General features: G+C 42.8%; 20 protein-coding genes and 2 pseudogenes. 6 read left to right on the forward strand and 16 right to left on the reverse strand.

The window, feature by feature from the left end; all coding sequences use genetic code 11:
• Positions 1-15 precede the first annotated feature (15 nt).
• The 10 genes and pseudogenes from murG to mraZ all read right to left on the reverse strand — a co-directional run bounded on the left by murG (position 16) and on the right by mraZ (position 11,079).
• Positions 16-1,089 (reverse strand): undecaprenyldiphospho-muramoylpentapeptide beta-N-acetylglucosaminyltransferase, encoded by a 1,074-nt coding sequence (murG, locus tag P4S60_RS14005; protein ID WP_337116346.1) that lies wholly within the window; start codon positions 1,087-1,089, stop codon positions 16-18.
• Positions 1,086-2,261 carry a cell division protein FtsW gene (gene ftsW, locus P4S60_RS14010; protein WP_337116347.1) on the reverse strand — a complete coding sequence of 392 codons (1,176 nt, stop codon included), beginning with the start codon at positions 2,259-2,261 and terminating at the stop codon, positions 1,086-1,088. The genes murG and ftsW overlap by 4 nt, the downstream gene beginning before the upstream one ends.
• Positions 2,258-3,583, reverse strand: a complete 1,326-nt coding sequence (murD, locus tag P4S60_RS14015; protein WP_337116349.1) for a UDP-N-acetylmuramoyl-L-alanine--D-glutamate ligase — start codon at positions 3,581-3,583, stop codon at positions 2,258-2,260. The genes ftsW and murD overlap by 4 nt, the downstream gene beginning before the upstream one ends.
• The gene (gene mraY / locus P4S60_RS14020) at positions 3,584-4,666 is read right to left on the reverse strand and encodes a phospho-N-acetylmuramoyl-pentapeptide-transferase (RefSeq protein ID WP_337116350.1); all 1,083 of its coding nucleotides are present in this window, start codon (positions 4,664-4,666) and stop codon (positions 3,584-3,586) included. It lies immediately after the preceding gene.
• On the reverse strand, positions 4,660-6,048 hold the full coding sequence (locus tag P4S60_RS14025) for a UDP-N-acetylmuramoyl-tripeptide--D-alanyl-D-alanine ligase (RefSeq protein ID WP_337116351.1): 1,389 nt from the start codon (positions 6,046-6,048) through the stop codon (positions 4,660-4,662). Before P4S60_RS14025 ends, mraY begins: the two co-directional genes overlap by 7 nt.
• Complete coding sequence (murE, locus tag P4S60_RS14030; RefSeq protein WP_337116352.1) at positions 6,045-7,523, reverse strand: UDP-N-acetylmuramoyl-L-alanyl-D-glutamate--2,6-diaminopimelate ligase; 1,479 nt, start codon at positions 7,521-7,523, stop codon at positions 6,045-6,047. Before murE ends, P4S60_RS14025 begins: the two co-directional genes overlap by 4 nt.
• Positions 7,516-9,333: a penicillin-binding transpeptidase domain-containing protein gene (locus P4S60_RS14035; RefSeq protein WP_337116353.1), complete on the reverse strand. Its 1,818-nt coding sequence runs from the start codon at positions 9,331-9,333 to the stop codon at positions 7,516-7,518. The genes murE and P4S60_RS14035 overlap by 8 nt, the downstream gene beginning before the upstream one ends.
• On the reverse strand, positions 9,330-9,656 hold the full coding sequence (ftsL, locus tag P4S60_RS14040; RefSeq protein ID WP_119852496.1) for a cell division protein FtsL: 327 nt from the start codon (positions 9,654-9,656) through the stop codon (positions 9,330-9,332). Before ftsL ends, P4S60_RS14035 begins: the two co-directional genes overlap by 4 nt.
• A complete protein-coding gene (gene rsmH / locus P4S60_RS14045) occupies positions 9,656-10,591 on the reverse strand; it encodes a 16S rRNA (cytosine(1402)-N(4))-methyltransferase RsmH (RefSeq protein WP_337116354.1) in 936 nt (311 codons plus the stop codon). The genes ftsL and rsmH overlap by 1 nt, the downstream gene beginning before the upstream one ends.
• A 30-nt stretch (positions 10,592-10,621) precedes the next feature.
• Positions 10,622-11,079, reverse strand: a pseudogene (gene mraZ / locus P4S60_RS14050) (division/cell wall cluster transcriptional repressor MraZ).
• 471 nt (positions 11,080-11,550) lie between these two features.
• Here mraZ and P4S60_RS14055 point away from each other — a divergent pair.
• From P4S60_RS14055 to P4S60_RS14070, 4 genes are all read left to right on the forward strand, one after another.
• On the forward strand, positions 11,551-11,892 hold the full coding sequence (locus P4S60_RS14055; protein ID WP_337116355.1) for a DUF883 domain-containing protein: 342 nt from the start codon (positions 11,551-11,553) through the stop codon (positions 11,890-11,892).
• A gap of 5 nt (positions 11,893-11,897) precedes the next feature.
• A complete protein-coding gene (locus P4S60_RS14060; RefSeq protein WP_337116356.1) occupies positions 11,898-12,344 on the forward strand; it encodes a hypothetical protein in 447 nt (148 codons plus the stop codon).
• Positions 12,344-12,601, forward strand: a complete 258-nt coding sequence (locus tag P4S60_RS14065; RefSeq protein ID WP_337116357.1) for a hypothetical protein — start codon at positions 12,344-12,346, stop codon at positions 12,599-12,601. Before P4S60_RS14060 ends, P4S60_RS14065 begins: the two co-directional genes overlap by 1 nt.
• 89 nt (positions 12,602-12,690) lie before the next feature.
• Complete coding sequence (locus tag P4S60_RS14070; RefSeq protein ID WP_337116358.1) at positions 12,691-13,266, forward strand: AAA family ATPase; 576 nt, start codon at positions 12,691-12,693, stop codon at positions 13,264-13,266.
• A gap of 40 nt (positions 13,267-13,306) precedes the next feature.
• Here P4S60_RS14070 and P4S60_RS14075 read toward each other — a convergent pair whose 3' ends face one another.
• The 3 genes from P4S60_RS14075 to P4S60_RS14085 form a co-directional block, all read right to left on the reverse strand.
• The gene (locus tag P4S60_RS14075; RefSeq protein WP_337116359.1) at positions 13,307-14,278 is read right to left on the reverse strand and encodes a glutathione S-transferase family protein; all 972 of its coding nucleotides are present in this window, start codon (positions 14,276-14,278) and stop codon (positions 13,307-13,309) included.
• Between the two features lie 9 nt (positions 14,279-14,287).
• Positions 14,288-15,130: a pirin family protein gene (locus P4S60_RS14080; RefSeq protein ID WP_062566500.1), complete on the reverse strand. Its 843-nt coding sequence runs from the start codon at positions 15,128-15,130 to the stop codon at positions 14,288-14,290.
• An 82-nt stretch (positions 15,131-15,212) separates the two neighbouring features.
• Positions 15,213-16,181: a YihY/virulence factor BrkB family protein gene (locus tag P4S60_RS14085; RefSeq protein ID WP_337116360.1), complete on the reverse strand. Its 969-nt coding sequence runs from the start codon at positions 16,179-16,181 to the stop codon at positions 15,213-15,215.
• Positions 16,182-16,303: 122 nt separating this feature from the next.
• Here P4S60_RS14085 and P4S60_RS14090 point away from each other — a divergent pair, with 122 nt between their 5' ends.
• Positions 16,304-17,377: a mechanosensitive ion channel family protein gene (locus P4S60_RS14090; RefSeq protein WP_337116361.1), complete on the forward strand. Its 1,074-nt coding sequence runs from the start codon at positions 16,304-16,306 to the stop codon at positions 17,375-17,377.
• Positions 17,378-17,396: 19 nt separating this feature from the next.
• Here the strand turns inward: P4S60_RS14090 and tatA are convergent.
• The 3 genes and pseudogenes from tatA to agaR all read right to left on the reverse strand — a co-directional run.
• Positions 17,397-17,546 (reverse strand): annotated as a pseudogene (gene tatA, locus P4S60_RS14095) (twin-arginine translocase TatA/TatE family subunit); the annotation flags it as partial.
• A 75-nt stretch (positions 17,547-17,621) separates the two neighbouring features.
• Positions 17,622-20,438: a TonB-dependent receptor gene (locus tag P4S60_RS14100; RefSeq protein WP_337116362.1), complete on the reverse strand. Its 2,817-nt coding sequence runs from the start codon at positions 20,436-20,438 to the stop codon at positions 17,622-17,624.
• Positions 20,439-20,753: 315 nt separating this feature from the next.
• Positions 20,754-21,518, reverse strand: coding sequence for a transcriptional repressor AgaR (gene agaR, locus P4S60_RS14105; RefSeq protein ID WP_054561067.1), 765 nt, complete (start codon positions 21,516-21,518; stop codon positions 20,754-20,756).
• 159 nt (positions 21,519-21,677) lie between these two features.
• On the opposite strand from agaR, the gene P4S60_RS14110 reads away from it, so the two are divergent.
• Positions 21,678-23,009 (forward strand): sugar MFS transporter, encoded by a 1,332-nt coding sequence (locus P4S60_RS14110; RefSeq protein ID WP_337116363.1) that lies wholly within the window; start codon positions 21,678-21,680, stop codon positions 23,007-23,009.
• The last annotated feature ends 2 nt before the right edge of the window (positions 23,010-23,011 follow it).

The following is a 23,011-nucleotide window of genomic DNA, read 5'->3' on the forward strand; positions in this document are numbered from 1 at the left end:
TGCTTTCTTTCACTACTAATCTCTTCTATCTGCTAGTTGCTCACAGCGTTTTGCTACATTGGCTGTGGCATCTAAAATAGCAAGTTGTTTTGCTTTACTTGCCATTGTTGAAATTTTTTCTGGTGCGTTTACGTACGGTGTTAATAACTCAACGACCGCAGTTTTGTTGAACTCGCTTTGCTGCATAATCAGCGCGGCATGTTCTGTCACTAAATATTTTGCATTGGCAGTTTGATGGTCGTCGACAGCATGTGGGAAAGGCACAAATAATGCCATTCGACCCGTCGCGGCAATCTCACTGACCGTTAACGCACCAGCGCGGCAAATTACCAAATCGGCCCATTGATATGCACTATCCATATCATCAATGAATTCAGCAACTTTGCTATTTTCAGCTAATCCTAACTGTTGATAGCTCGCAGTCACATTCGGTTCATTATTTTTACCTGTTTGGTGCCATATATTAAGCGTTGTTAGCGCTGAAAGTTCACTGAATACAGCAGGTAAAGTCTCATTAAGTACCTGCGCACCAAGTGAACCACCCACCACAAGCACATTGATCGGTGTCGTTGTTTGCTTAGCGGTGACATTTGCAACACTGGCTCTGACCGGATTACCCACCACTTCACATTGTTCTTTTACAAAAGCCGATGGAAAAGCGGCTAACACTTTATTGGCAAACTTTGCTAACCAGCGGTTACTCATACCTGCAACCGCATTTTGCTCATGAATAACCAAAGGAATACCTAAGCTCTTTGCTGCAATCCCAGTAGGTCCGGTCACATAGCCACCCATAGCAAGAACAACATCAGGCTTTTGTGCTTTTAAAATTTTACGTGCTTGAAAAATCGCATTCATCACCATAAATGGCGCTTTAATCAAGCGTTTAATTCCATTACCACGCACACCTTTCACATTGATAAAATCAATCTCAATGTTGTGTTTAGGAACCACAGTTGCTTCCATTCTATCAGGCGTACCAATCCAGCTAACTTGCCAGCCTTGTTGCTTTAAAAAGTCAGCAACAGCAATACCTGGGAAAATATGGCCACCGGTACCACCTGCAACTACAAGTAATTTTTTACTCATCGCTTACCTCCACGAGAGGTAGCCTGCTTAGTCGCCATTTTTGTTTCAAAATCTATTCGCAAAAGTACACCTGTTGCTATGGTCATAATTAATAAGCTTGAACCACCGTAAGAAATAAACGGTAGCGTTAAGCCTTTTGTTGGTAAAATACCTGCACTTGCGCCAATATTTACCATGGTTTGAAACGCAAACCAGATACCAATAGCAAAGGCAAAATAGCCTTCGTACTCTTTGCCACATTTCAGCGCTTTTTGACCAATCAACAAGGCTCTGAATACAAACACACCGAGTACCATCAAGATACTCACTACGCCAAAAAAGCCGAGCTCTTCACCAATCACAGCAAAGATAAAGTCATTATGTGCTTCTGGAAGATATTGTAGTTTTTGTACACTATTACCTAAGCCTTGACCAAACCAGCCACCTTGGCTGTATGCCATTAACGATTGTACTAACTGATAACCTTTACCGAATGGATCTTCCCATGGCTCTAAAAAGCCTGTAACACGAGCCATACGGTATGGTTCAGCGATAATCAAAACCACAACGGCTGCTATACCCGTTAAGATAAGACCAAAAAACTGCCATAACTTAGCACCGGCTAAAAACAGTAAGCCTACAGTAGTCACAAACAACACCACCACGGTGCCTAAATCTGGTTGCATTAAAATCAAAAACGCATACACACCAAACACAGCTAATGGCTTAAAGAAACCTTTTAAGTTCTCTTGCACTTCTTCACGTTTACGCACTAAGTAACCGGCAATGTAACTAAAGAAATACAACTTCGCAGCCTCGGCTACCTGAAAACCAACTGGGCCGATTGGTATCCAACGTTTTGCGCCATTCACTTCACGGCCAACAATCAGCACCAAAACGAGTAAACCTAAACCCAGTAATAATAAATAAGCGTTACTGCGTTTCCACCAATCCATAGGCACATTAGTGGCTATCCAAAACAAGAAAAAGCCCATGATTAAAAACATGCTATGACGAATAATAATGTGGTACGGATTATCAAAAATTCGCTCGGCAGTTGGCATTGACGCACTGGTTACCATCACAAAACCAACACCTATCAACATCAACATGCAATACAGCAACGGCACATCATAAAGTTGTGGCGATTGCTTTGGTGTTAATGCTTCCCGGATGTCAGCAAATGCGATCATACTGCCTCCGCCAATACGCACTGCGCAAAGTCATCGCCACGTTGCATATAGTTGTTATACATATCGATGCTGGCACAAGCAGGTGCTAATAAAACGATATCGCCGCTGCTGCTTAGCTGTTTAGCTAACTGCACAGCTTCATGCATGTTGGTGGTTAGGTGGCCTTTTTCGGTTAATGCCACAAGTGCTTTAGCATCCTTACCAAAACAAATAAGCGCTTTCACTTTGTCATTTAAATAAGGCTTTAAGGCATCTAAATCTGCCCCTTTTGCATCACCACCGGCAATCACAACTAGTTGCTTTGCTTGATCAGCTAAGCTTTCAATCGCGACGATAGTCGCACCAACATTGGTCGCCTTTGAATCGTTAAAGTATTTCACTTCATTAATTTCGGCGACAAACTGGCAACGATGGGCAAGTCCAGTAAATGCACTAAACGCTTGCTGATAATGCGCTGTAGAGATGCTAAACGGACTCAATAACGCCATCACCGCGAGCGCATTTTGTTGGTTGTGCGAGCCAACAACTTGCAAACAGCTTGCAGGCAACACTGGTTTACCGTGTGCTGCAAAGTATTGCTCACCGTGATGTTCAACCAAGGCAAAATCTGCATTGGCAAGTGCAAAGCTCACTTGAGGTTGCTTTGCAGTGTGCGTTGCCACATCAATAGCATTGACTACCGCAAGCTCAGAGCCGTTATAAATACTTTGCTTAGAGTCAATGTATGCTTGGTAGCTTGGGTAACGATCAAGGTGATCTTCACTCACATTCAAGACACAAGCACTTTTTGCTTTTAAGCTGTGCGTGGTATCAAGTTGAAAACTCGACAGCTCAAGTACATATACATCGTAGTCTTGCGAGAGTAAATCAAGCACCGCAGTACCAATGTTGCCACCAAGGCCAACTTTATAACCAGCCGCTTTAAGCACTTCAAACGCCAATGTAACCACTGTCGACTTACCATTTGAGCCAGTCACCGCGACAATCGGCTTATCCGTCAATCGAGCAAAAAGCTCAACATCACCAATCACTTCAACACCAGCATCAATTGCCTTTGCTACAGCGGGTGTAGCGAGGCTTAAACCAGGGCTGATGATAATAATGTCATTGCTGGCTAAGTCTGCCTGTTCTAAGTCACCAAAGTGAGTCGTTAACTCACTGGCATGCTCATTTAGCCAATCAGCCCCCGGCGGCGCTGTGCGGCTATCAACAACAATTGGCTTAATATTCTGAGACAATAAAAAACGCACAATGCCCAGACCGGTTACACCGAGTCCGAGCACTGAAATTTGTTTGTTTTTAATCTCGTTAATTACAATCATTTACCTGATCTTTAATGTCGCAAGGCCAGCAAGTACTAGCACGATTGAAATAATCCAAAAGCGCACAATAACGCGCGGCTCAGGCCAACCCTTTAATTCATAATGGTGGTGAATAGGCGCCATTCTAAAAATACGTTGGCCACGTAATTTGTATGAGCCTACTTGTAAAATCACCGATAATGCTTCCATTACAAACACACCACCCATGATGATAAGTACCAGTTCTTGGCGAACCAGCACCGCAATAATACCCAAAGCACCGCCCAGTGCTAATGAGCCTACATCACCCATAAATACCTGTGCTGGGTAGGTGTTAAACCATAAGAAACCAAGCCCAGCCCCGACAATCGCAGTACACACAACCACAAGCTCACTGGCGAGCGGCAAATGAGGAATGTGTAGGTAGCTTGAGAAATTAACGTTACCAGTTAAGTAAGCAATAATGGCAAGTGCTGCCGCTACTAAAATGGTTGGCACAATCGCTAAACCATCAAGGCCATCTGTCAGGTTTACCGCGTTCGACGTACCGACAATTACAAAATAAGTCATCACGATATAAAACAAGCCAAGCTGTGGTAAAACGTCTTTGAAAAACGGCACAACTAACGAGGTTTCGCTGCCTTGCTGCGAGGTAAAATAAAGCGCACTGGCAACCACTAACGCAATCACTGATTGCCAAAAGTATTTCCACTTCGCAATTAAGCCTTTAGGGTCTTTGCGGATCACTTTACGGTAGTCATCAATAAAACCAACCACACCTAACGAGCCCACGACAAATAAGGTTGCCCAAACATATTTATTTGAAAGGTCTGCCCACAGTAATGTGCTAGTAAAAATCGCTCCTAAAATCAAAATACCGCCCATAGTTGGCGTACCTTTTTTAGATAGGTGTGACTCTGGACCATCGTGACGAACCACCTGACCAATCTGCATTTTTTGTAATGCACGAATTAGCTTAGGGCCAAAATAAAGTGAGATAAGCAGCGCTGTTAAAATACCTAAAATTGCGCGCGCTGTTAGGTAAGAAAAAACATTAAAACCACTGTAATACTGTGTTAAATACTCGGCCAGCCAAACTAACATGACGATACTCCATTGTTGCCATTTTGCTGGCTATTTACTAAATCTGTGACCACAAGCTCCATACGAGAACTGCGCGAACCTTTTACAACAACTGTGGTTTTTTGCGTCGATTGAGCAAGCTCACTTTGTAATTGTTGTAATAATTGTTCACGGCTTGAGAAGTGGCGGTTTGGCTTTTCAAAGACATCACTGGCTGATTTACTTAATACGCCTAAGCTATAAAGTTCATCAATGCCTTTTTGCTGTGCATATTCACCGACTTGTTGATGATAAAAACGCGCTTCTTCACCAAGCTCGCCCATATCACCTAACGCAAAAATACGACGCCCCGGCATATCACTTAATAAATCAATTGCCGCTTTCACCGACTGCACATTTGCGTTGTAGGTATCGTCAATCACCGTCAATGTGTCTGACACTTTAAGGACGTTAACGCGGCCTTTAACTTCGCCCATGGTTGCCAGCGCTGATGCTACGCTTTCTAGGCTTACACCCAACTCAGTGGTTAAGGCAGTTGCAATTAACGCATTAGCAATATTATGTTTGCCCGGTAACGCGAGCGTGACAGGTATTTTTTTATCTTTATTACAAAGCATGAAAGAAGCGCGCGCTTGTTCATCAAGCACCACATCTTCTGCCCAATAATCTAATTGTTGGCTAGTAGAAAAACGTTTTACGTTGCGATCAGTTAGTTTATCAAGCCAAAAATCGGCAAAGTCGCTATCGCAATTGACGATAGCAACCCCATTAGGCTTTAAGCCGTCATAGATTTCGCCTTTTGCCGTTGCAACACCTTGTAATGAGCCAAAGCCTTCTAAGTGAGAAGCGGCAACATTACATACCACAGCAACATCAGGTTTTGTCATTGCAACGGTGTAAGCTATTTCACCAATGTGGTTTGCACCTAACTCAATCACTGCATATTGGTGCTGTGGCTCAAGGCGTAACAATGTTAGTGGTACACCAATGTCATTATTAAAGTTGCCTTTTGTGGCCAGTACTTCACCATGACCAGATAAAATCGCCGCACACATTTCTTTAACGGTCGTTTTACCCACGCTACCTGTGATAGCGATTGTTTTTGGCGCGACCTGTGCCATCACAGCTGCGCCAATTTGGCCAAGCGCAATACGTGTATCACTGACCACAAACTGCACAATATCGACATTAACAGGACGAGCTACAATGGCAGCTATCGCCCCTTTTTCTTTTGCTTGCGCAACAAATTTATGACCATCAAAATTAGGCCCTTGTAGCGCTAAAAACACTTCACCATCGCACAACGTACGGGTGTCAGTGTTAATATTTTTTACCGTTTGATTACCACCTTGGTAATCTGTTGCTAGAACTTTAGCTAGCCAATCAAAATCCATAGGGATCATAACTGCGCCCCTTGCGATTTTTCTTTTAATTGTTGTTGTACATATTGACGATCGCAGAAGTCGATTCGTTGGTCGCCAATAATTTGATAGTCTTCGTGGCCTTTACCTGCAATAAGAATGACATCATCAGCCCCCGCTTGTGCGATGGCATAGCTAATAGCTTGTGCGCGGTCTGCTTCACAATGTGCTCGCTCAGGCTGTTCAAGCCCTGCAATCACATCTGCGATAATAGCGTCTGGGTCTTCACTTCTCGGGTTATCACTGGTGATAATAATACGGTTTGCATTACCTTCAGCAGCTTTTGCCATCATCGGGCGCTTGCCTTTATCTCGGTCGCCACCACAGCCAAACACACAGCTCACGCCACCTGGAACATGTTTTTGCAATGCTTGTAATGCCAGTGCTAATGCATCAGGAGTGTGGGCATAGTCAACAATACAAGTCGGTTGACCTGGCGCACTAAATGCCTGCATACGCCCTGCTACAGGCTGTAATGTTTTACACCCTTCAACAAGTAAATTAAGCGGGTAACCCATACCTAATAAAGTGGCCATTGCAGCGGCTAAGTTATAAAGGTTAAATTCACCAAATAGTGTACTGTTAACTTCAGCTTGTCCCCAGCTGGTATCGAACTTCGCTGAAATACCGGCGTTATCATAAGTTACATCGCTGAAATAAACAAAACGTGCGTTTTCAGGTGGTAAATTTTTATGCCCATAACAAATCAGGTTATTAAAGTCGTATTTATCTAACCATGCTTCAACTTGCGCATCGTCTTGATTAAGCACTACAAGCTCAGGCATATGGTCACGCATTAACATCAACTTCGCATCACCATAGGCATCCATCGTGCCATGATAATCTAAGTGATCCCGTGAAAGATTAGTAAACACTGCAGCTTTAAATTTACACTGATCAACGCGTTGTTGTACTAAGCCATGAGATGAAACTTCCATAGCCACAACATCATTCTGCTCTGCAACAAGCTCAGATAAAATACGTTGTAAATCAACACTCGATGGTGTGGTGTTTGCAAGCTCGGTCAGGTTATCAGGATGCCCATAACCGAGCGTACCAATCACAGCTGCACGTTTATGGCAGTGCTGCGCTAAGTGCGCGATCATCGCTGTGGTAGTCGATTTACCATTGGTGCCTGTCACACCCACTAAATCCAGCTGCTTTGATGGCTGTTGGTAAAAAGCAGCTGCAAGTGCAGGCAGCTTTTTCGCTAAATCGGTTACTAGATAAAGTGGTTCAAAATCACTTTCGAACTCACATAAACGGTCGGCAATGACTGCCACCGCACCATTTTCAATGGCTTTTTCAATAAACTGTCCGCCATCGAGTTGATGGCCTTTTATGGCAACAAACACATCGCCAGCTTTGACATCTCGGCTATCAAGACGTAGTTGATTGACCACTAAACTATTGGCCTCAACATCAATATGATTAAGAATCGGTTTTAAATCACGCATCGTTATCTTTGCCTTCTACGTACGCAACCGCATCTTTGTCCGGTGCAACGTTGAGAATTCTTAAGGCATTGGAGACAATCTCTGCAAATGCAGGACCTGCCGTCGCACCGCCGTAATAAACATCTCCACCTGGTTCGTTAATCATTACTACTACCGCTAAGCGTGGGTTACTCGCTGGTGCAAGGCCAGCAATATAGCCGACGTACTCGTCACCGTAACCACCTACCGCGGCTTTTTTAGAAGTCCCTGTTTTTGCTGCTGCGCGATAGCCATCAACATGAACCTTTTGTGCGGTACCGCCTTTCTCAAACACGCTTTCCATCATGTGAACAACAGCTTCAACGTCTTTTTGCTGAAAAACTCGCTCACCTTCAGGAATTGACTCTTGTTTAAGTACCGTAAGCGGACGCATCACGCCACCTGAACCTAACATCGCATAAAAGCGCGCCATTTGTGCGGTACTTACAGCGAGGTTATAGCCAAATGATAATGCGGCAATTTCATGATCTGACCAGCGGCGATTTGGATAAAATAAACCACTGCTTTCACCAACCATGCCCGTGCCACTGTCGCTGCCAAATCCGACTTTTTCATACAGGCTTACAAAGTAGTCTTTTGGTAGTTCTTGACTCACCTTTGTTACACCCATATTACTTGAATACTTTAAGATTTCTCTTAACGTCATCTTGCCGTGATTACGCGTATCTTGTACTAGGCTTCCGCCAACGCGCATCCAGCCTGGGGAAGTATCAACGATTGAATCCGGTTGAATTGTGCCGTAGTCTAAACCAGCCAAAATGGCTAGCGGCTTAACAGTTGAGCCAGGCTCAAACAAATCGGTAATTGCACGGTTACGACGCTTATGAGGAGCTGCATCATTAAGATTGTTTGGGTTAAAAGATGGGCTATTTACCATGGCTAACACTTCACCGGTTTTAACGTCCACAACCATGGCTGAACCCGATGTTGCTTTGTATGTTAATACCGCAGATTTTAATGCTTTATAGGCAATTGCTTGAATACGCTGGTCGATACTTAAATGGATGTTTTCTGGTTCTACACGCTCACGTTCATCGAGTACTTCGACTTCACGGCCTTGCGCATCTTTACGGATGGTACGTTGCCCTTCAACACCGGTTAACGATTTTTCATACAGCTTTTCAATCCCTTCGATACCATGACCATCAATGTTGGTGAAACCAACAACATGAGCCGTCACTTCACCAGCAGGGTAATAACGTTTCGACTCATCCAGCAAATGGATACCAGGTAAACGAAGGTCACCAATATAGTTAGCAACGGCAGGGGTAACCTGACGTTTTAGATACACAAAACGACGTTTTGGGTTATCACGCAGGCGAGAATTAATTTTGCTTGGTTCAATACGTAATACATCCGCAAGCTCACGCCAACGGATGTCATTGTTATAATAAGCGGCAATACGTTTATCTAATTCAGCGGTGTTTTCAGCAAGCGCTTGTTGGTCCTCGCCGTTTTTGCGGGCTTGACGAAGTACTTTACTGATCAGAGACTTGTTCAGAGCTTTAGGATCGGCATACACACTCACCACAGGCACACTGACTGCTAATTCTTTACCATTGCGATCGAAGATCATACCTCGCTGCACATGTTGTTTTTCAACTCGTACAGTGCGTTTGTCACTTTCAGAACGCGCTTTGTCTGGTTCAATCACTTGTAAAAATGCGGCTCGTGCAACCAGCGACATGAATACTAAAAACACCACTGAACACACCAGCGAAAAACGCCATGTGATCAAGGTATTTGTTGGCTTTTTCCCTCTGCTTCTCATTGCAGCACCACCACTTGTTCATCTTTGCTAGTTAGCCGTTTCATTTCTAATTGCATGGTCGCCACTTCTTCAATGCGCGCATGCTGAGAATAAAACTCTTCTTCTACAAGCAAGTAACGCCACTCTAAATCGAGTTCATCGCGCTCTTGCAATAATTTATCTTGCTTTATTAATTGTTGACGAGCTAAGTGCGTCACCTGAACTACACTTAAGCTTGAAGCCAGAATCACAACCAACAAGGCCAAGGTCAGCTTATTAGCTCCTAGGCCTTTAAAAATCTCTACAAATAAATTAGGTTGGCGATTCACCGCTTTAGCTTTCATTACAACCTCTGTGCAATCCTTAACACCGAACTGCGTGAGCGCGGGTTCGCTTCAATTTCCGCCTTACTTGGCTTAATGGCTTTACCCACTGCCTTTAACGTCAGGTTTTTATTTATTTGTGCGTCAGTCAAAGGCAGACCTCTGGGTATCGCCTCTCCCTTACTCTGTTTTTTAATAAACTGCTTAACAATGCGATCTTCTAACGAGTGGAACGAAATAACGACTAAACGTCCACCTGGTTTTAACACCTCAACAGCGGCTTGCAGTGCAGTTTGAATTTCTTCAAGCTCACTGTTGATATAAATACGGATCGCTTGGAATGTTCTTGTAGCTGGGTGTTTATATTTATCTTTCACTGGCACCGCTTCATCGACTAAGTCAGCAAGCTGCTTAGTGCTGATGATCGGTGTGTGCTCACGTGTTTCAATAATTTTATGAGCAATACGACGACCAAACTTTTCTTCGCCGTAGGTTTTAATCACATGAGTAATATCTTCAAGTTCAGCTTCTGCTAGCCATTGTGCCGCACTGCGACCACTGGTTGGGTCCATACGCATATCAAGCGGGCCATCTTTCATAAAGCTAAAACCGCGCTCAGCATCATCAAGTTGCGGTGAAGAAACGCCGATATCTAACAAAATACCGTCAACCTTGCCGATTAAATCGTTATCTTCGGCAACCGTTTTAAGATTTGAAAAGCGAGTGTGAGCAATCGAGAAGCGTGCATCATCAGCAAATTTTTCGGCAGCTTTAATAGCTTGTGGATCTTGGTCAATCGCTTGTAAGCGACCTTGCTCACTTAATCGCGCAAGAATTTGTCCAGAGTGTCCACCGCGACCAAATGTGCCATCCATGTAAATGCCTTCGGGTTTAATATCCAAAGCATCTATGGTTTCGTCCATCAGTACAGAGACATGTTCAAATTGCGCTGTCATTAGCTATTTTTTGCCTTTTTATTATTGTGGTTAGAGTGAAAAGTTATCGAATTCAGGATTCGCCTCAAAATCGCCTAGGCGTTCAATTTCAGTATCTTGGCGCATTTGTTCATGCCAACGATCTTCATCCCAAATTTCAAATTTGTTCATCAAGCCAACCAACATGATTTTTTTCCAAGTTCTGCATGTGCGCGTAGCGACGGCGCCAGCAAAATTCGGCCATTTTTATCTAGTTGATACTCTGTAGCATTACCGAGCAACATACGTTGCATACGGCGAGCGCGTGGATTCATGTTCGAAATTTTTAATAATCGTTCTTCAATTTCGAGCCATTCTGCTAACGGATATAACCACAAACACGGTTCGTTTAAGGCCACAGTGCAAATAACCGTTCCCTGATCTTCAGACAAGATCGCATCTCGGTACTTTGTTGGTACCGCAAAGCGTCCTTTGTCATCCAAACTCAGAGAGCTCGCACCCCGAAACATAGCTTGCCTTAAAAATTAGGTTGTTAATCGTTAATGATTAATTCCGATCCAGTTTGATCCACTAAAAACCACTTTTTACCACAGTGCTCCAGTTTAGGGCTTGACAAGCCTTTTTGTCAAGTAAGCAGATCATCATAATCGCCTTGTGAAGCCAGAAAAAATAAGGGCTCGGGCAAAGCCTATGAATTACGTGGGAAAAAGTGGTAAACATCGAAAAAAAATTTTTTTCAATTTTATTGGCGAACTATTGGGGATAAATGGTTAATGAATAGCCAGTGAATGATTACAAATAAGTCGCACATCTTTCTTATTCTGTAATTTTTACTTAATCACCCTGCAAGAGTTACGAGTATTCTCCAACCAACAGCTGTTTTAAAAACATAACGCATTGAAAAAAATAACTTTTACTATTTGGTATGAAGGTTGCGACAGGTTAACTACCAATTAAATGGCAATTTTTAAGGAATGATTATGACTACCGCAACTTCAAAATCGAACTCAAGCACAGCAACGAATGGCAGTGCACACTCGAACGCGGCTCAAGTAGAGGCGCCATTCACAGAAAAAGCAACAGAAGCAGCGCACCACGCTGTAGATGCATTATCATCGCGTGCAGCAAGTGCTGAGCACAGTGTTCGTCAAGGTGCATCGAACTCAGCTCAAACGCTTTCTGAAAAGCAAGCTATAGCACGCGCTAAAATTAATGAGTACAGTGGTAAAACTCGTAAGCTTGCATCTGAGAACCCACTTGCGACAGCAGGTATTGCATTTGCAGCAGGCATGCTAGTAACCGCACTTATTCGTCGTAAGTAATCGTTATGCAATCTTCTCAATCTACAGATGAGAAAACGCAAGATGCCACTGATCAGCCGTTAAACGCTGATCAGTGGCAAGATCATCTTGCCAAATTATCTGACTATGCCAAACAGCTTTATATTGACTACCGCAAGCAAACGGGGCTTTGCAAACAGCTTGCCGCGACGGAGTGGCGCTTATCAACACGCTCACTCGCCTTAACAATAATTCTACTCGTCTGTTTTGCAGGCGGCTTGGTGCTACTTTGGGCTGGCTTACTTGCCACTGTAGGCATCGCGATATTTAGCTTTAGCCAATCATTGTGGTTATCTGCTGTTTCATTGATTGTTTTGCAATTGCTTTGTCTTGCATGGCTTTGGAAAAACATTGGTTATGTCAGCAGTAAAATTGGTTTTGATCATACGCTCAAGAGCGTTCGTCAATTACTGAATATTAATAAGGATGAATGATGTTAATTGATTATTTTATCAATAAGCCACAACACAAAGTCGGTGAGCTTAGTCATCAAATGGATTTACAAGATGAGCTTAAACGTCAGCATCATCAAGCATTTAATTACCGCCTGAAACGTTTTGCTGTCAGTAAGGTGGGTATTGCCAGTGCCTTTACGGCGGGTATGGGCTACGAAGCGCTCAATGATCCACAGCCAAAAAGCAGCAAACTGAAACAAATTGGTCGCTTTAGCTGGTTACTGCGTTTGTTGTGATCTTTATCATGTAAAGTGTGCATTTTACTTCTCTTTTCCATCCATTTTCATTACTTTAAACACACACTAGCTATTTGTGGAAACCTAAGGTGAAAAAAAGGATTGTATTAACAGGCGGACCTGGTGGTGGCAAAACAACAGCCATCGATTTATTAAGACGTGAGTTTTCAAAACAAATTGTCGTGGTGCCAGAGTCTGCGACCATGCTTTTCAGTGGTGGTATAGAACGAGGCGATTCAGCTCATCTTATCAAAGCCCATCAACAAGCTATCTTCAGCTTACAAAAACACCTTGAACATATTCAGCGAACCATGCACCCAGATCGTTTAATGCTTTGCGATCGTGGTAGCTTAGATGGCCTTGCCTACTGGCCCGGTGAACAAGATGAGTTTTTTCAGTGCTTAAAAACCAGCCTAGAAATCGAACTTAATCAGTATGATGCGGTGATCTTTTTTGAAACGGCTGCTAAATCTGGGCAGAGTATTCATTCTAATAACCCAGTCAGAAACGAATCTGATCAACAAGCCATATTGCTTGATGACAAACTACAAGCTGTTTGGTCTCAGCACCCTAACTTTAATTTAGTGAAAAGTTCAGAGTCATTTATTCAAAAGGTGATGTTTGGCATCGACACCATCCGCAAAGTCATGGATAGCTATAACTAACAGCTTAATCAAGCCATTAAACTGTTAGTTATCAGGTCTATTAACCACGATTATGTGGTCGAGCGTAGTCTATATCAGGCCCTTTTGGCACAACTTGAGTTGGGTTGATCATGGTGTGGCTAAAATAGTAATGACGTTTTATATGATAAAAATCAACGGTCTTACTTACACCTTCAACTTGATATAACTCACGCAAATAGTTGCTGATCGCCGGATAGCTCTCAATAGTACGCAAATTACATTTAAAGTGGCCCACATAAACACTGTCGAAGCGAATTAAAGTAGTAAATAAACGCCAGTCGGCCTCTGTCAGTGTGTCACCCACTAAATAACGATTAGCTGTTAAACGTTGCTCAATCTTATCTAGAGCGGCAAAGAGATTATCAAAGGCTGATGTATAAGCTTCTTGCGTTGTCGCAAAGCCAGCACGATACACCCCATTATTAATGTTGTGATAAACAAACTCATTAACTTCATCAATTTCAGAACGTAACGATTGCGGATAAAAGTCGCGTTCATTACCTGTTAGAGCATTAAACGCGCTATTAAACATTCTGATAATTTCAGCAGATTCGTTGCTAACAATACGCCGCGTTTTTTTATCCCAAAGCACGGGAACCGTAACACGACCTGAATAATCGGCTTTGTTACGCGTATAAATTTGATGCATAAAGTCGCTATCGAAAAGTGCATCACCGGTGCTGTGATTGTCTTTATCAAAGGTCCAGCCATGCTCTAGCATGTCAGGGCTCACAACCGACACACTGATATAATCTTCAAGGCCTTTTAAATGGCGAAAAATCAAAGTGCGATGAGCCCAAGGGCAAGCTAAAGAGACATAAAGATGGTAACGACCTTTCTCAGCTTTAAAGCCCGCATCACCGCTTTGCCCTGCACTGCCATCTTCGGTAACCCAGTTACGTAACTGGGCTGCCTCACGTTTGAACTCACCTTGATTGTTATCGGTATCGTACCATTTATCTTGCCATTGGCCATTTACTAGTAATCCCACAATAACCTCCTATAGTGTGCCAAATTTACCTAGCTGATAGTCACGTACTGCTTGCTGTAACTCAGCTTGGGTTGTCATTACAAACGGGCCCATATGAGCGATTGGTTGCTTAAGCGGCTCACCGGCTAGGATCAACGCCCCAGCACCAGTTTGCGAGTTAAACTCAATGTTACTGCCAGGCTCTAAAATCAATAAGCTGCCCGCTTTAACTGGACCGCCCTGTTCAGTATGGATTTCTCCGGTATGGATATAAATCATCACCTTAGTTTGCGCTAATGGTGCATGGTAAAACTGCGTACCAGCCGGTAAAGTCACATCAGCAAGCATGCCATCAGCGGCGAGGTCTTGTAGGCTTGAGTCCTGCTTTTCACCGGCAAACTGCCAGCTTCCTGCCAACGCTTTAAGCTCAACACCTTGCTCATTTTGAGTCGTTGGTGCTGGCGCTTCAGTGGTATCTTGATATCGCGGTGCTCTTAGCTTCTCGGCACTTGGCATATTGAGCCAAATCTGAAAGCCGTGCATACCTTCTTTGGCATCTGCTAATGGCATTTCACTGTGGATCACACCAAAACCGGTACTCATCCACTGCACATCACCAGCGCGAATCGCTTTTTTGTTACCCATTTGATCTTGGTGCTCAAAGCCACCTTTAATAATGTACGTAAAGGTTTCAATACCACGGTGAGGATGCGCAGGAAAGCCGCCCATAAAATCACTGTGATCATCAGACTTCAGCTCATCGATCATTAAAAAAGGGTCTAAATACTTGCCATCAAAGCCTGGAATACGGCTGATGTTTACACCATCACCATCTTGTGTGGCATGGCTATTTAATTGTTGAATCACTTTCATAACTTTACTCCCGTAAATTGTATGAAATGATTGTAGGCGCTAATTTAACTAACAACCATGAGTAAAATTCGCACTAATCATTCTATTTATGAGAATGCTTATTTTGTTGTCTGGTTAACCTATCAGCCACTGTTGCCCCGCGATCTCCCACTTCTTTCTCTGGACCTATGGTGCTATCTACTAAGGTTTGCTGCTCAGCACTGGCATTAATGGCCGCACCAAAAATGATGATGTATGCGCTGATATAAAGCCACATCAACATGATCACCACACCACCTAACGATCCGTAAGTTTCGTTATAACTTGCAAATTGCGATACATAATATGAAAAGCCTATTGATGCGATGATCCACAGTAAGGTGGCAAGCATTGAGCCTGGGGTGATCCAGCGCCATTTTGCAGGCGTTCGGTGAGGTGCATAGCGATATAAAAATGCTAAAGCGCAATTAAATATAATGGCTAATAGCGGCCAAGTAACAAGCTTAATCATTAAATCGATAAGCTCAGTTAAGCCAACTAAGTTAAGCACTATCGGTAAAATGCCAATGATCAATAACGCCACCAGCGCAACCACAATAGCACCTAACGAAAATAAAAAACGCACCACTAATGCCATAAAAAACTGGCGCTTATTGCGCTGATGATAAGTAATGTTGCAGGCAGTGATCAGTGCTTGGCAGCCTTTACTACTACTCCAAACCGTTAATAACAAGGTCCCTATGGCGCTGACACTTAATACCTTTTGTGATTGCTGAGTGATGCCACTCACTTGCAGCAAAATAATGTCGCGGCTACTTGCAGGTAAAATAGCAATCACTTTATCGAGCTGATCATAAATATCGGTTGGCGACGCAAAATAAGCATACACAGAGACTATGGCCGCCAGCGCAGGGAAAATCGCCAACAAGGCATAAAATGCCACACCTGCCGCCACGAAAGATAAATTGTCTTGTGATAGGTTGTGATAAACCCGCTTACTGATATCCCACCAACCACGAATTGGGATCTCCATCGGTGAGCGAGCGTGGTAACCACGATTGTCCTTACTCATAAACGACCTAAATAATTGCCTTTAACACTCTCAAGCTGCAAACAACTTGCCAGTAATAATGGCGTCTGAATTGCATTAAGCTAAGCTTATAAAAACAGTACAAAGGTCCATGGAGCGGTGCGATGAGTTATTATTTACTTATTAAAAATCAATTAGCTAGTTTGTTTACACCGACAGTTTCAGTAACGTCACAAGCAATTCCTGAGAGTCTATCTTGGCAAGACTTAAATTCTCAAGTTACGCAGTTTTTACATACTACATGGCAAATGTTACCTGCACTGACACTCGGTATTGTAGCTATCATTATCTGCTACTTATTAGCTCGTCCTTTATCGTATTTATTAATCAAACCGCTTGGCTTTGTCAGTGAAAGTAAACTTTTACATGTGGTGACTAGGCGCTTTTTTAGCATCATTATCATCTTGTTTGGCGTGTACTTATTTTTGCGTCTTGCAGGGCTCACCAGTTTTGCCGTGGCGATTATGAGTGGTACTGGCTTAGTCGGTCTTATTTTAGGTTTTGCTTTTCGCGATATCGCCGAAAACTTTATTTCGAGTATGCTACTTAGTGTGCAGCGCCCTTTTCGTATTGATGATGTTATCGAAGTTGATGGTCGTTTAGGGGTAGTTAAAAAGGTTACGGCTCGCGCCACCACCTTGGTTGATTTTGATGGCAATCACATTCAAATTCCCAATGCGACCGTGTATAAAAACGTCATTAAAAATCTCACCGCAAACCCGAAAATGCGGGGTCACTTTAATGTTGGCATTGGTTACGATAATGACATTCGCTATGCCCAACAATTAGCGATGAAAGTGGTTAATCAAAACTCGGCTGTTATTAATGATCCGCCAAGCCAAGTGTTAATTGATTCATTAGGCTCAGCGACCCTTAATCTAACCATTTATTTTTGGGTCAATAGTAACGAGCACAGTACTATTAAAGTGGCCTCACAATTAATGCGAGAGCTGGTCAATACCTATTTAGCAGAGCAAATAAGTATGCCTGATGATGCTCGCGAGCGAATTATTTTAAATACCGAAACAGAGCAAATAAATAGTAATTCGAGCACGCCTACCCAAACATCAAAAACACTCACCGATCATAGTTTAGATGATGTCAGCAGCGATGCTGATGATATACGCGAACAAGCTGATCAATCTCGCGACCCCGAACAAGGCAGTAATATTATCTAAAATTTATTGCTAACTAGGTTTCATCATTGGGTTTATCGTGCATAGCGCGTTTAAACCCTTTAACTGATGTCCCTAAATCACCACCTATTCGAGAGAGCTTTTTTGTGCCAAATAACAGCACCACAATTGCGGCAATAATGACTAATTGCCAAACACTAATTCCTGCCATAACAACCTCATTTTTTTAAAAATAAAAGCGCCTTTGCAGGCGCTTGAACAACACTAACAACTGGGAATACAAAGATTAAAAACTAGCACGTATACCTAATGCGACCTGAGTACCAAAGCGCTCAAGGTAACTCACTTGGTCAGTGCGTTTGGTGTAACCCCAATAACGCTCATTCGTTAAGTTAGTTGCTTCAGCAAACACAGTGAATTGATCACTGATGTTATAGCTCATGCTGGCATCTAACTGACCATAATCAGAGATCCAATATGGACCGCCCCATGCATCAGGATCCGATAAGAATTTGCTACGCCAGTTATACGCTAAGCGTGCTTGGAAACCATATTGCTCATAATAAACCACGGCGTTGTATGAGTTCTTCGACATGCCTTTAAATGGCAAGCCTGACTCTTTAAGCTCTGGCTCATCGTAACTACTGTCAACGTAGGTGTAGTTCAACTGAAAACCTAAGCCATTGAATGGTTCAGGTAGTAAGTTTTCAAGCGACTGCTGATAAGCAAACTCAGCCCCTTTGATAGTTGCACCGTACTTGCTCTTACCAGGGTAAGATGCAAAGTAACGCACACCTTCAATTTCAACTGGGCTTTCTACGTAATCGATAAATGATTTCAGGTCTTTGACAAACACTCCACCACTTAATGAGCTACTGTCTTCAAAGTACCACTCTAAGGTCATATCGGCTTGATTAGCTTCTTCAGGCGTTAACGATGAATCGCCCATAGAAAGTTGTGGTAAACCTTCACGATACGTATCAAAGTTTGGCGCAAGCCATGGGCGTAAATAGCCTAACGATGGGCGGCTAATTACTTGTGCCGCAGAGAAACGATAAATCAAATCATCGGTAATACTGAGCTTGAAGTTCATGCTTGGTAAAATGTTGCTATAGTCTCCTTCAAATGATTGCTCAACGGTTTCGCGCCAACCATTTTCAAGCGGTTTACCATCCTCTTGTAAGTCAATTAACGATAGATCATACACTGACCCTTTAGAGCTCACTTCTGTTTGCGAACCACGAATACCGACGTTTAACATATACGGCATGTTTGCAAGAGTGCTTTCGAGCGTCACTTGCGCATACGCGGTAAGGACTTCTTCGGTTACCTCATAAGAACCTGATGGATTAAGCGATGCAACAATGCTCTTATCGGTCGCTTCAGCATTAATTGAACGATAATAAGCAAGTAACTTATCGTAATCGAAACTTGGCCATGGCTCAGGTGTGATGCTACTTTCGCCTTCTAAGAAGTTATCGAAATTCGCCTCAACAAACACATCGCTTGGAATTTCAAAGAGGTTAAAGTCACCAACATTCACTACTGTGCTGTCATCAAATTCGTAACCATCGCGCTCTAAATATTGACCACCATTACTGAATTGGCTGGCATTTTTTGATGCATACTGAAGCTGACTTTTAGTCTGCTCAAGGTAAGTCAAACCAAAATCAACACGGGTCACTAAATCACTTTCTGGCACAAACGTACCGGTAAATTTAAAGTCATTAACCGTGTCTTCAACCCCAGTACCTGTATTACGGCTATAGTGAGCACCGTATGATTGATCCGCAGTTAAGCCCGGCGATAAGGTCACATCTGGCAGCATATTACCCGTGGTGTAATCAATCCCAATCGAATCAATAAAACCACGCGCAACAATAAAGCGGTTGTCACCACCGTTATCGTTTTTCGCTTTTGAATGTGCAACATCCACAGCCAGTGTTAGGCCATCCATTGGATACCATTTAGCATTAAGGGCAAACTGATAAGTATCGGTTTTACGTGGATTGGTTAAGTTGAGTAACTCCACCATAGTGTTACCGGTTTGCGTCATTGAAACTACACGGCCTGTGTCATCAAATTCTGCATCGGTAAACACTGGCGTGCCTGGTGTCCAGCTTTCATCATAGTTAACAAAACCGATTTGATAGCGATGACCATCAGTGTTGTAACGTGAATAAAGAGCATCAAAGTTAATATCTAGGGTATCTGTTGGGCGCCATTGCATTGCTAACGTCGCACCGACGCGTTCACGCACATCCTGCGCGTTGGCAAAATACATGTAACTCGGTATTTTTGAGGCAAATATTTCACTTTGGCCATCAATTTCTCCGTTGCCGTTCATGTCGACTGGCACACCAGCACTGTCTGCTCCCCAACCTTCTTCTTCGTCAAAAAAGCCGCTTGCTGAGTATGTGTCTGCACGTAAGGTTTTCTTAGAATACGCACCAGAGAAAAGCACACCAAAGGTATCATCATTAAAGTTGTCACCTATGATGAATGAAGCATGCGGGTGTACATCGCCTGTTCGCGATTCATAAATCCCTTTTGCTGAAGCACTCAAGGTAAAGCCATCTTGATCTAGTGGTTTACGCGTTTCGATATCAACAACTGCACCAATGCCCCCTTCAATTAAGCGTGCTTCTGGTGACTTATACACTTGTAGTGCCCCCACTAACTCTGAAGCAATCGTATCAAAGTTAAAGTCGCGGCCTGAGTTTTCAGACGCCAGTTTACGACCATTCAACGTAGTAATGTTGTAGCCACCACCTAAACCACGGACTAAGATATTTTGCCCCTCACCGCCATTACGAGTAATGGTGATGCCCGGAATACGCTGCAATGCTTCCGCTAAGTTTTCATCGGGGAACTTACCGATGTCATCAGCGACAACGACATCAACAACCGTCGTTGCTTCTTTCTTTCGAAAGTTTGATTCTTTAATACTGCTACGGATCCCTGTAACTTCAATAACCTCAACATCCTCTTCGGCCTTACTATCGTTTTGTTGTTGCTGAGCAGTTGCTGCGAAACTGACTGATGAGGCCAGAATCGAGCTTATCAGCATGCTCAAATATGTTTTTCTAGTTGTTGTTGCCATGATGATTTCCTGTTTTTAAATGTTCAGATTTCTTCACCATAAAAATGGTAATGAGTAAGGCCTTATATTTAATCTATAACAAAATGAAACAATCTAGCAACAATAAATTACCTTGTGAAACTTTCGATAGTTACGAATTAGGTTTTAAATATGACAAAAATGACCTTCAAAGCCTTTAAATATAGGGTTTTAATTTCGAAAATTACGATAATGATTTTTTTTAAAGATTTTATTTACGGTGGGCAGGTAAGGTTATTTTGCACAACAAAAAAGGCGGCAACAGCCACCTTTCATCAATTCTATTTAACTAGCGAGTTAAACGGTAATCACCTCGATACCTAAGCTCGTTAATGATTCAACGAACTCTGCTGGCATATTTTTGTCGGTGACCAGCACATCAATTGATTTAAGCGGCAATACATTATACAAAGCACGCTTACCAAATTTACTTGAATCTGTGACTGCAATGACTTTATCTGCGCGGGTGCACATGGTGCGATTCAACATTGCCTCGGGCTCATAATGAGTGGTGATCCCCGCTTCTGAGTCGATACCATCAACCCCTAAAATAACCTTTTTAAAGTTATATTTGCTAAGTGCTTGCTCGACTTCATTTGAGTAGAAAGACATTGATTTCTTTCGTAGTTGCCCACCCAGCATAAACACATTTGCATCTTCAATATCAGCCAATACATGGGCAATATTAAGGCCGTTTGTCATCACAGTAAGGCCCTGCTTATTGGTTAATGCTTTGGCAACTTCTTCTGTGGTGGTGCCAGAATCAATAATCAATGAATCGCCATCATCAACCAAACTTGCCACAGCTTTCGCTAATAACACTTTCACAGCATAGTTTTCGTTATGCTTATCTTTTACCGAAAGCTCTTTTGCCAATTTATCGCAGGCAATTGCCCCACCACGTGAACGGACAACTAAGCCTCGTTTACCGAGCTCGTTAAGATCATGGCGAATGCTAACCTCCGAAATATCAAAGGTCTTTGCAAGATCTTTAACATTTACTTTGCCATTTTCCTCGGTCATCAGGACGATTTTTTGTCTTCTTTCTATTGTGGTTAGCATAGCTGGCCTGTTGTTTTAATAGCTGCTTTCAAATTTGTAGATCAATATTACACAATTTACAGTTTTAAAGCCAAATTTAGTTTCGAAACAAAATAAAACTTTCAAAACTTACGATAATTGTTTTATGATAATTTCACAATAAATTTCTTGGTGACAAAAATGACAACACAAAGCTCACTGTTAGAGCAAACAGAACACACCAATCGCACGCAATTACTGCCAATGATGATTATAGGTGGCTTGTTTTTCTTATTTGGTTTTATAACTTGGCTTAACGGCTCCTTGATCCCATTTTTACAAATGGTCTGCGATCTCAACCATATTGAAGCTTACATGGTGACACTGGTGTTTTATATCGCCTATACCGTGATGGCACTGCCAAGCGCTAAGATTTTGCAAATATTCAGCTATAAACATGGAATGTCATTTGGTTTAGGCACCATGGCATTTGGTGCACTGTTGTTTATTCCTGCAGCACAAATTCAAGCGTATTGGTTATTTTTGGTTGCCTTATTTACGTTAGGTAGCGGCCTCACCTTATTACAAACCGTCGCGAATCCTTACATCGTGCTAATAGGCTCTAAAGACACGGCAGCCGTGCGCATTAGCATTATGGGCATTCTCAATAAGAGCGCAGGCGTGGTTGCTCCATTACTTTTCTCTGCGATTGTGTTTAGCGACATTGCCAGCTTTAGCCCAGAAGCCCTCGCCCAATTGAATAGCACTCAAAAGCAGTTGCAGTTACAAGAACTCGCTAATCGTTTAATTACTCCTTACTTTGTAATGGCAATCGCATTAACGATATTAGCGGCGTTAATCATGCTGGCCCCGCTACCTGATATTGAGCAACCAAAAGCCAGCAATAACAGCGAGAGCAAATCAGTCCTGCAATTTCCACACTTAGTTTTAGGCGTGATAGCCCTATTCTTTTACATAGGTGCAGAAGTTATTGCCGGCGACACTATTGGCCTGTACGGCAAAGAACAAGGGGTATTGCAGTTCGCAGAACTCACCTCTTACACCATGGGCTTTATGGTGCTAGGTTATGTTTTAGGTATCGTGTTAATTCCTCGCTTTTTTAGTCAGCAACAGGCGCTGATATTTTCCGCGTTAAGTGGTTGTGTGTTTTCACTGTGCATCATTTTGATTGAACCGCAACAAACAGCGATTGCAAACGTAGTGCTCTTTTGGCTTGCTGAAAACAGTTTTCCAGATACCGTGTTATTTGTTGCATTACTTGGTTTATCGAATGCGCTCGTTTGGCCAACCATTTGGCCTATGGCCCTTGCAAATCTTGGCGATAAAACCCAAACCGGCGCGGCATTACTGATTATGGGGATTTCTGGTGGCGCGCTATTGCCTTTGGTATACGGTGTATTTGCAGAATATACAGGCAATGCACAACAAGCTTACTATCTGTTGATCCCTTGCTATGCGTTTATTCTTTATTACGCACTGATTGGTCACAAACTAACAAGTTGGTGTAAGTAACG

Origin of the sequence: Pseudoalteromonas sp. Hal040 (assembly GCF_037162425.1) — a bacterium.
Lineage (GTDB): Bacteria > Pseudomonadota > Gammaproteobacteria > Enterobacterales > Alteromonadaceae > Pseudoalteromonas > Pseudoalteromonas gelatinilytica.

Bases quoted from the DNA above. Each gene is read 5' to 3' on its own strand.
- P4S60_RS14090 (WP_337116361.1), top strand. From the start codon at position 16,304: ATGAGTTATTATTTACTTATTAAAAATCAATTAGCTAGTTTGTTTACA.
- ftsL (WP_119852496.1), bottom strand. From the start codon at position 9,656: ATGAAAGCTAAAGCGGTGAATCGCCAACCTAATTTATTTGTAGAGATT.
- murE (WP_337116352.1), bottom strand. From the start codon at position 7,523: ATGCGTGATTTAAAACCGATTCTTAATCATATTGATGTTGAGGCCAAT.
- rsmH (WP_337116354.1), bottom strand. From the start codon at position 10,591: ATGACAGCGCAATTTGAACATGTCTCTGTACTGATGGACGAAACCATA.
- murD (WP_337116349.1), bottom strand. From the start codon at position 3,583: ATGATTGTAATTAACGAGATTAAAAACAAACAAATTTCAGTGCTCGGA.
- agaR (WP_054561067.1), bottom strand. From the start codon at position 21,518: ATGCTAACCACAATAGAAAGAAGACAAAAAATCGTCCTGATGACCGAG.
- P4S60_RS14080 (WP_062566500.1), bottom strand. From the start codon at position 15,130: ATGAAAGTGATTCAACAATTAAATAGCCATGCCACACAAGATGGTGAT.
- P4S60_RS14110 (WP_337116363.1), top strand. From the start codon at position 21,678: ATGACAACACAAAGCTCACTGTTAGAGCAAACAGAACACACCAATCGC.
- P4S60_RS14065 (WP_337116357.1), top strand. From the start codon at position 12,344: ATGTTAATTGATTATTTTATCAATAAGCCACAACACAAAGTCGGTGAG.
- ftsW (WP_337116347.1), bottom strand. From the start codon at position 2,261: ATGATCGCATTTGCTGACATCCGGGAAGCATTAACACCAAAGCAATCG.
- P4S60_RS14055 (WP_337116355.1), top strand. From the start codon at position 11,551: ATGACTACCGCAACTTCAAAATCGAACTCAAGCACAGCAACGAATGGC.
- P4S60_RS14025 (WP_337116351.1), bottom strand. From the start codon at position 6,048: ATGATCCCTATGGATTTTGATTGGCTAGCTAAAGTTCTAGCAACAGAT.
- P4S60_RS14085 (WP_337116360.1), bottom strand. From the start codon at position 16,181: ATGAGTAAGGACAATCGTGGTTACCACGCTCGCTCACCGATGGAGATC.
- P4S60_RS14060 (WP_337116356.1), top strand. From the start codon at position 11,898: ATGCAATCTTCTCAATCTACAGATGAGAAAACGCAAGATGCCACTGAT.
- mraY (WP_337116350.1), bottom strand. From the start codon at position 4,666: ATGTTAGTTTGGCTGGCCGAGTATTTAACACAGTATTACAGTGGTTTT.
- murG (WP_337116346.1), bottom strand. From the start codon at position 1,089: ATGAGTAAAAAATTACTTGTAGTTGCAGGTGGTACCGGTGGCCATATT.
- P4S60_RS14100 (WP_337116362.1), bottom strand. From the start codon at position 20,438: ATGGCAACAACAACTAGAAAAACATATTTGAGCATGCTGATAAGCTCG.
- P4S60_RS14035 (WP_337116353.1), bottom strand. From the start codon at position 9,333: ATGAGAAGCAGAGGGAAAAAGCCAACAAATACCTTGATCACATGGCGT.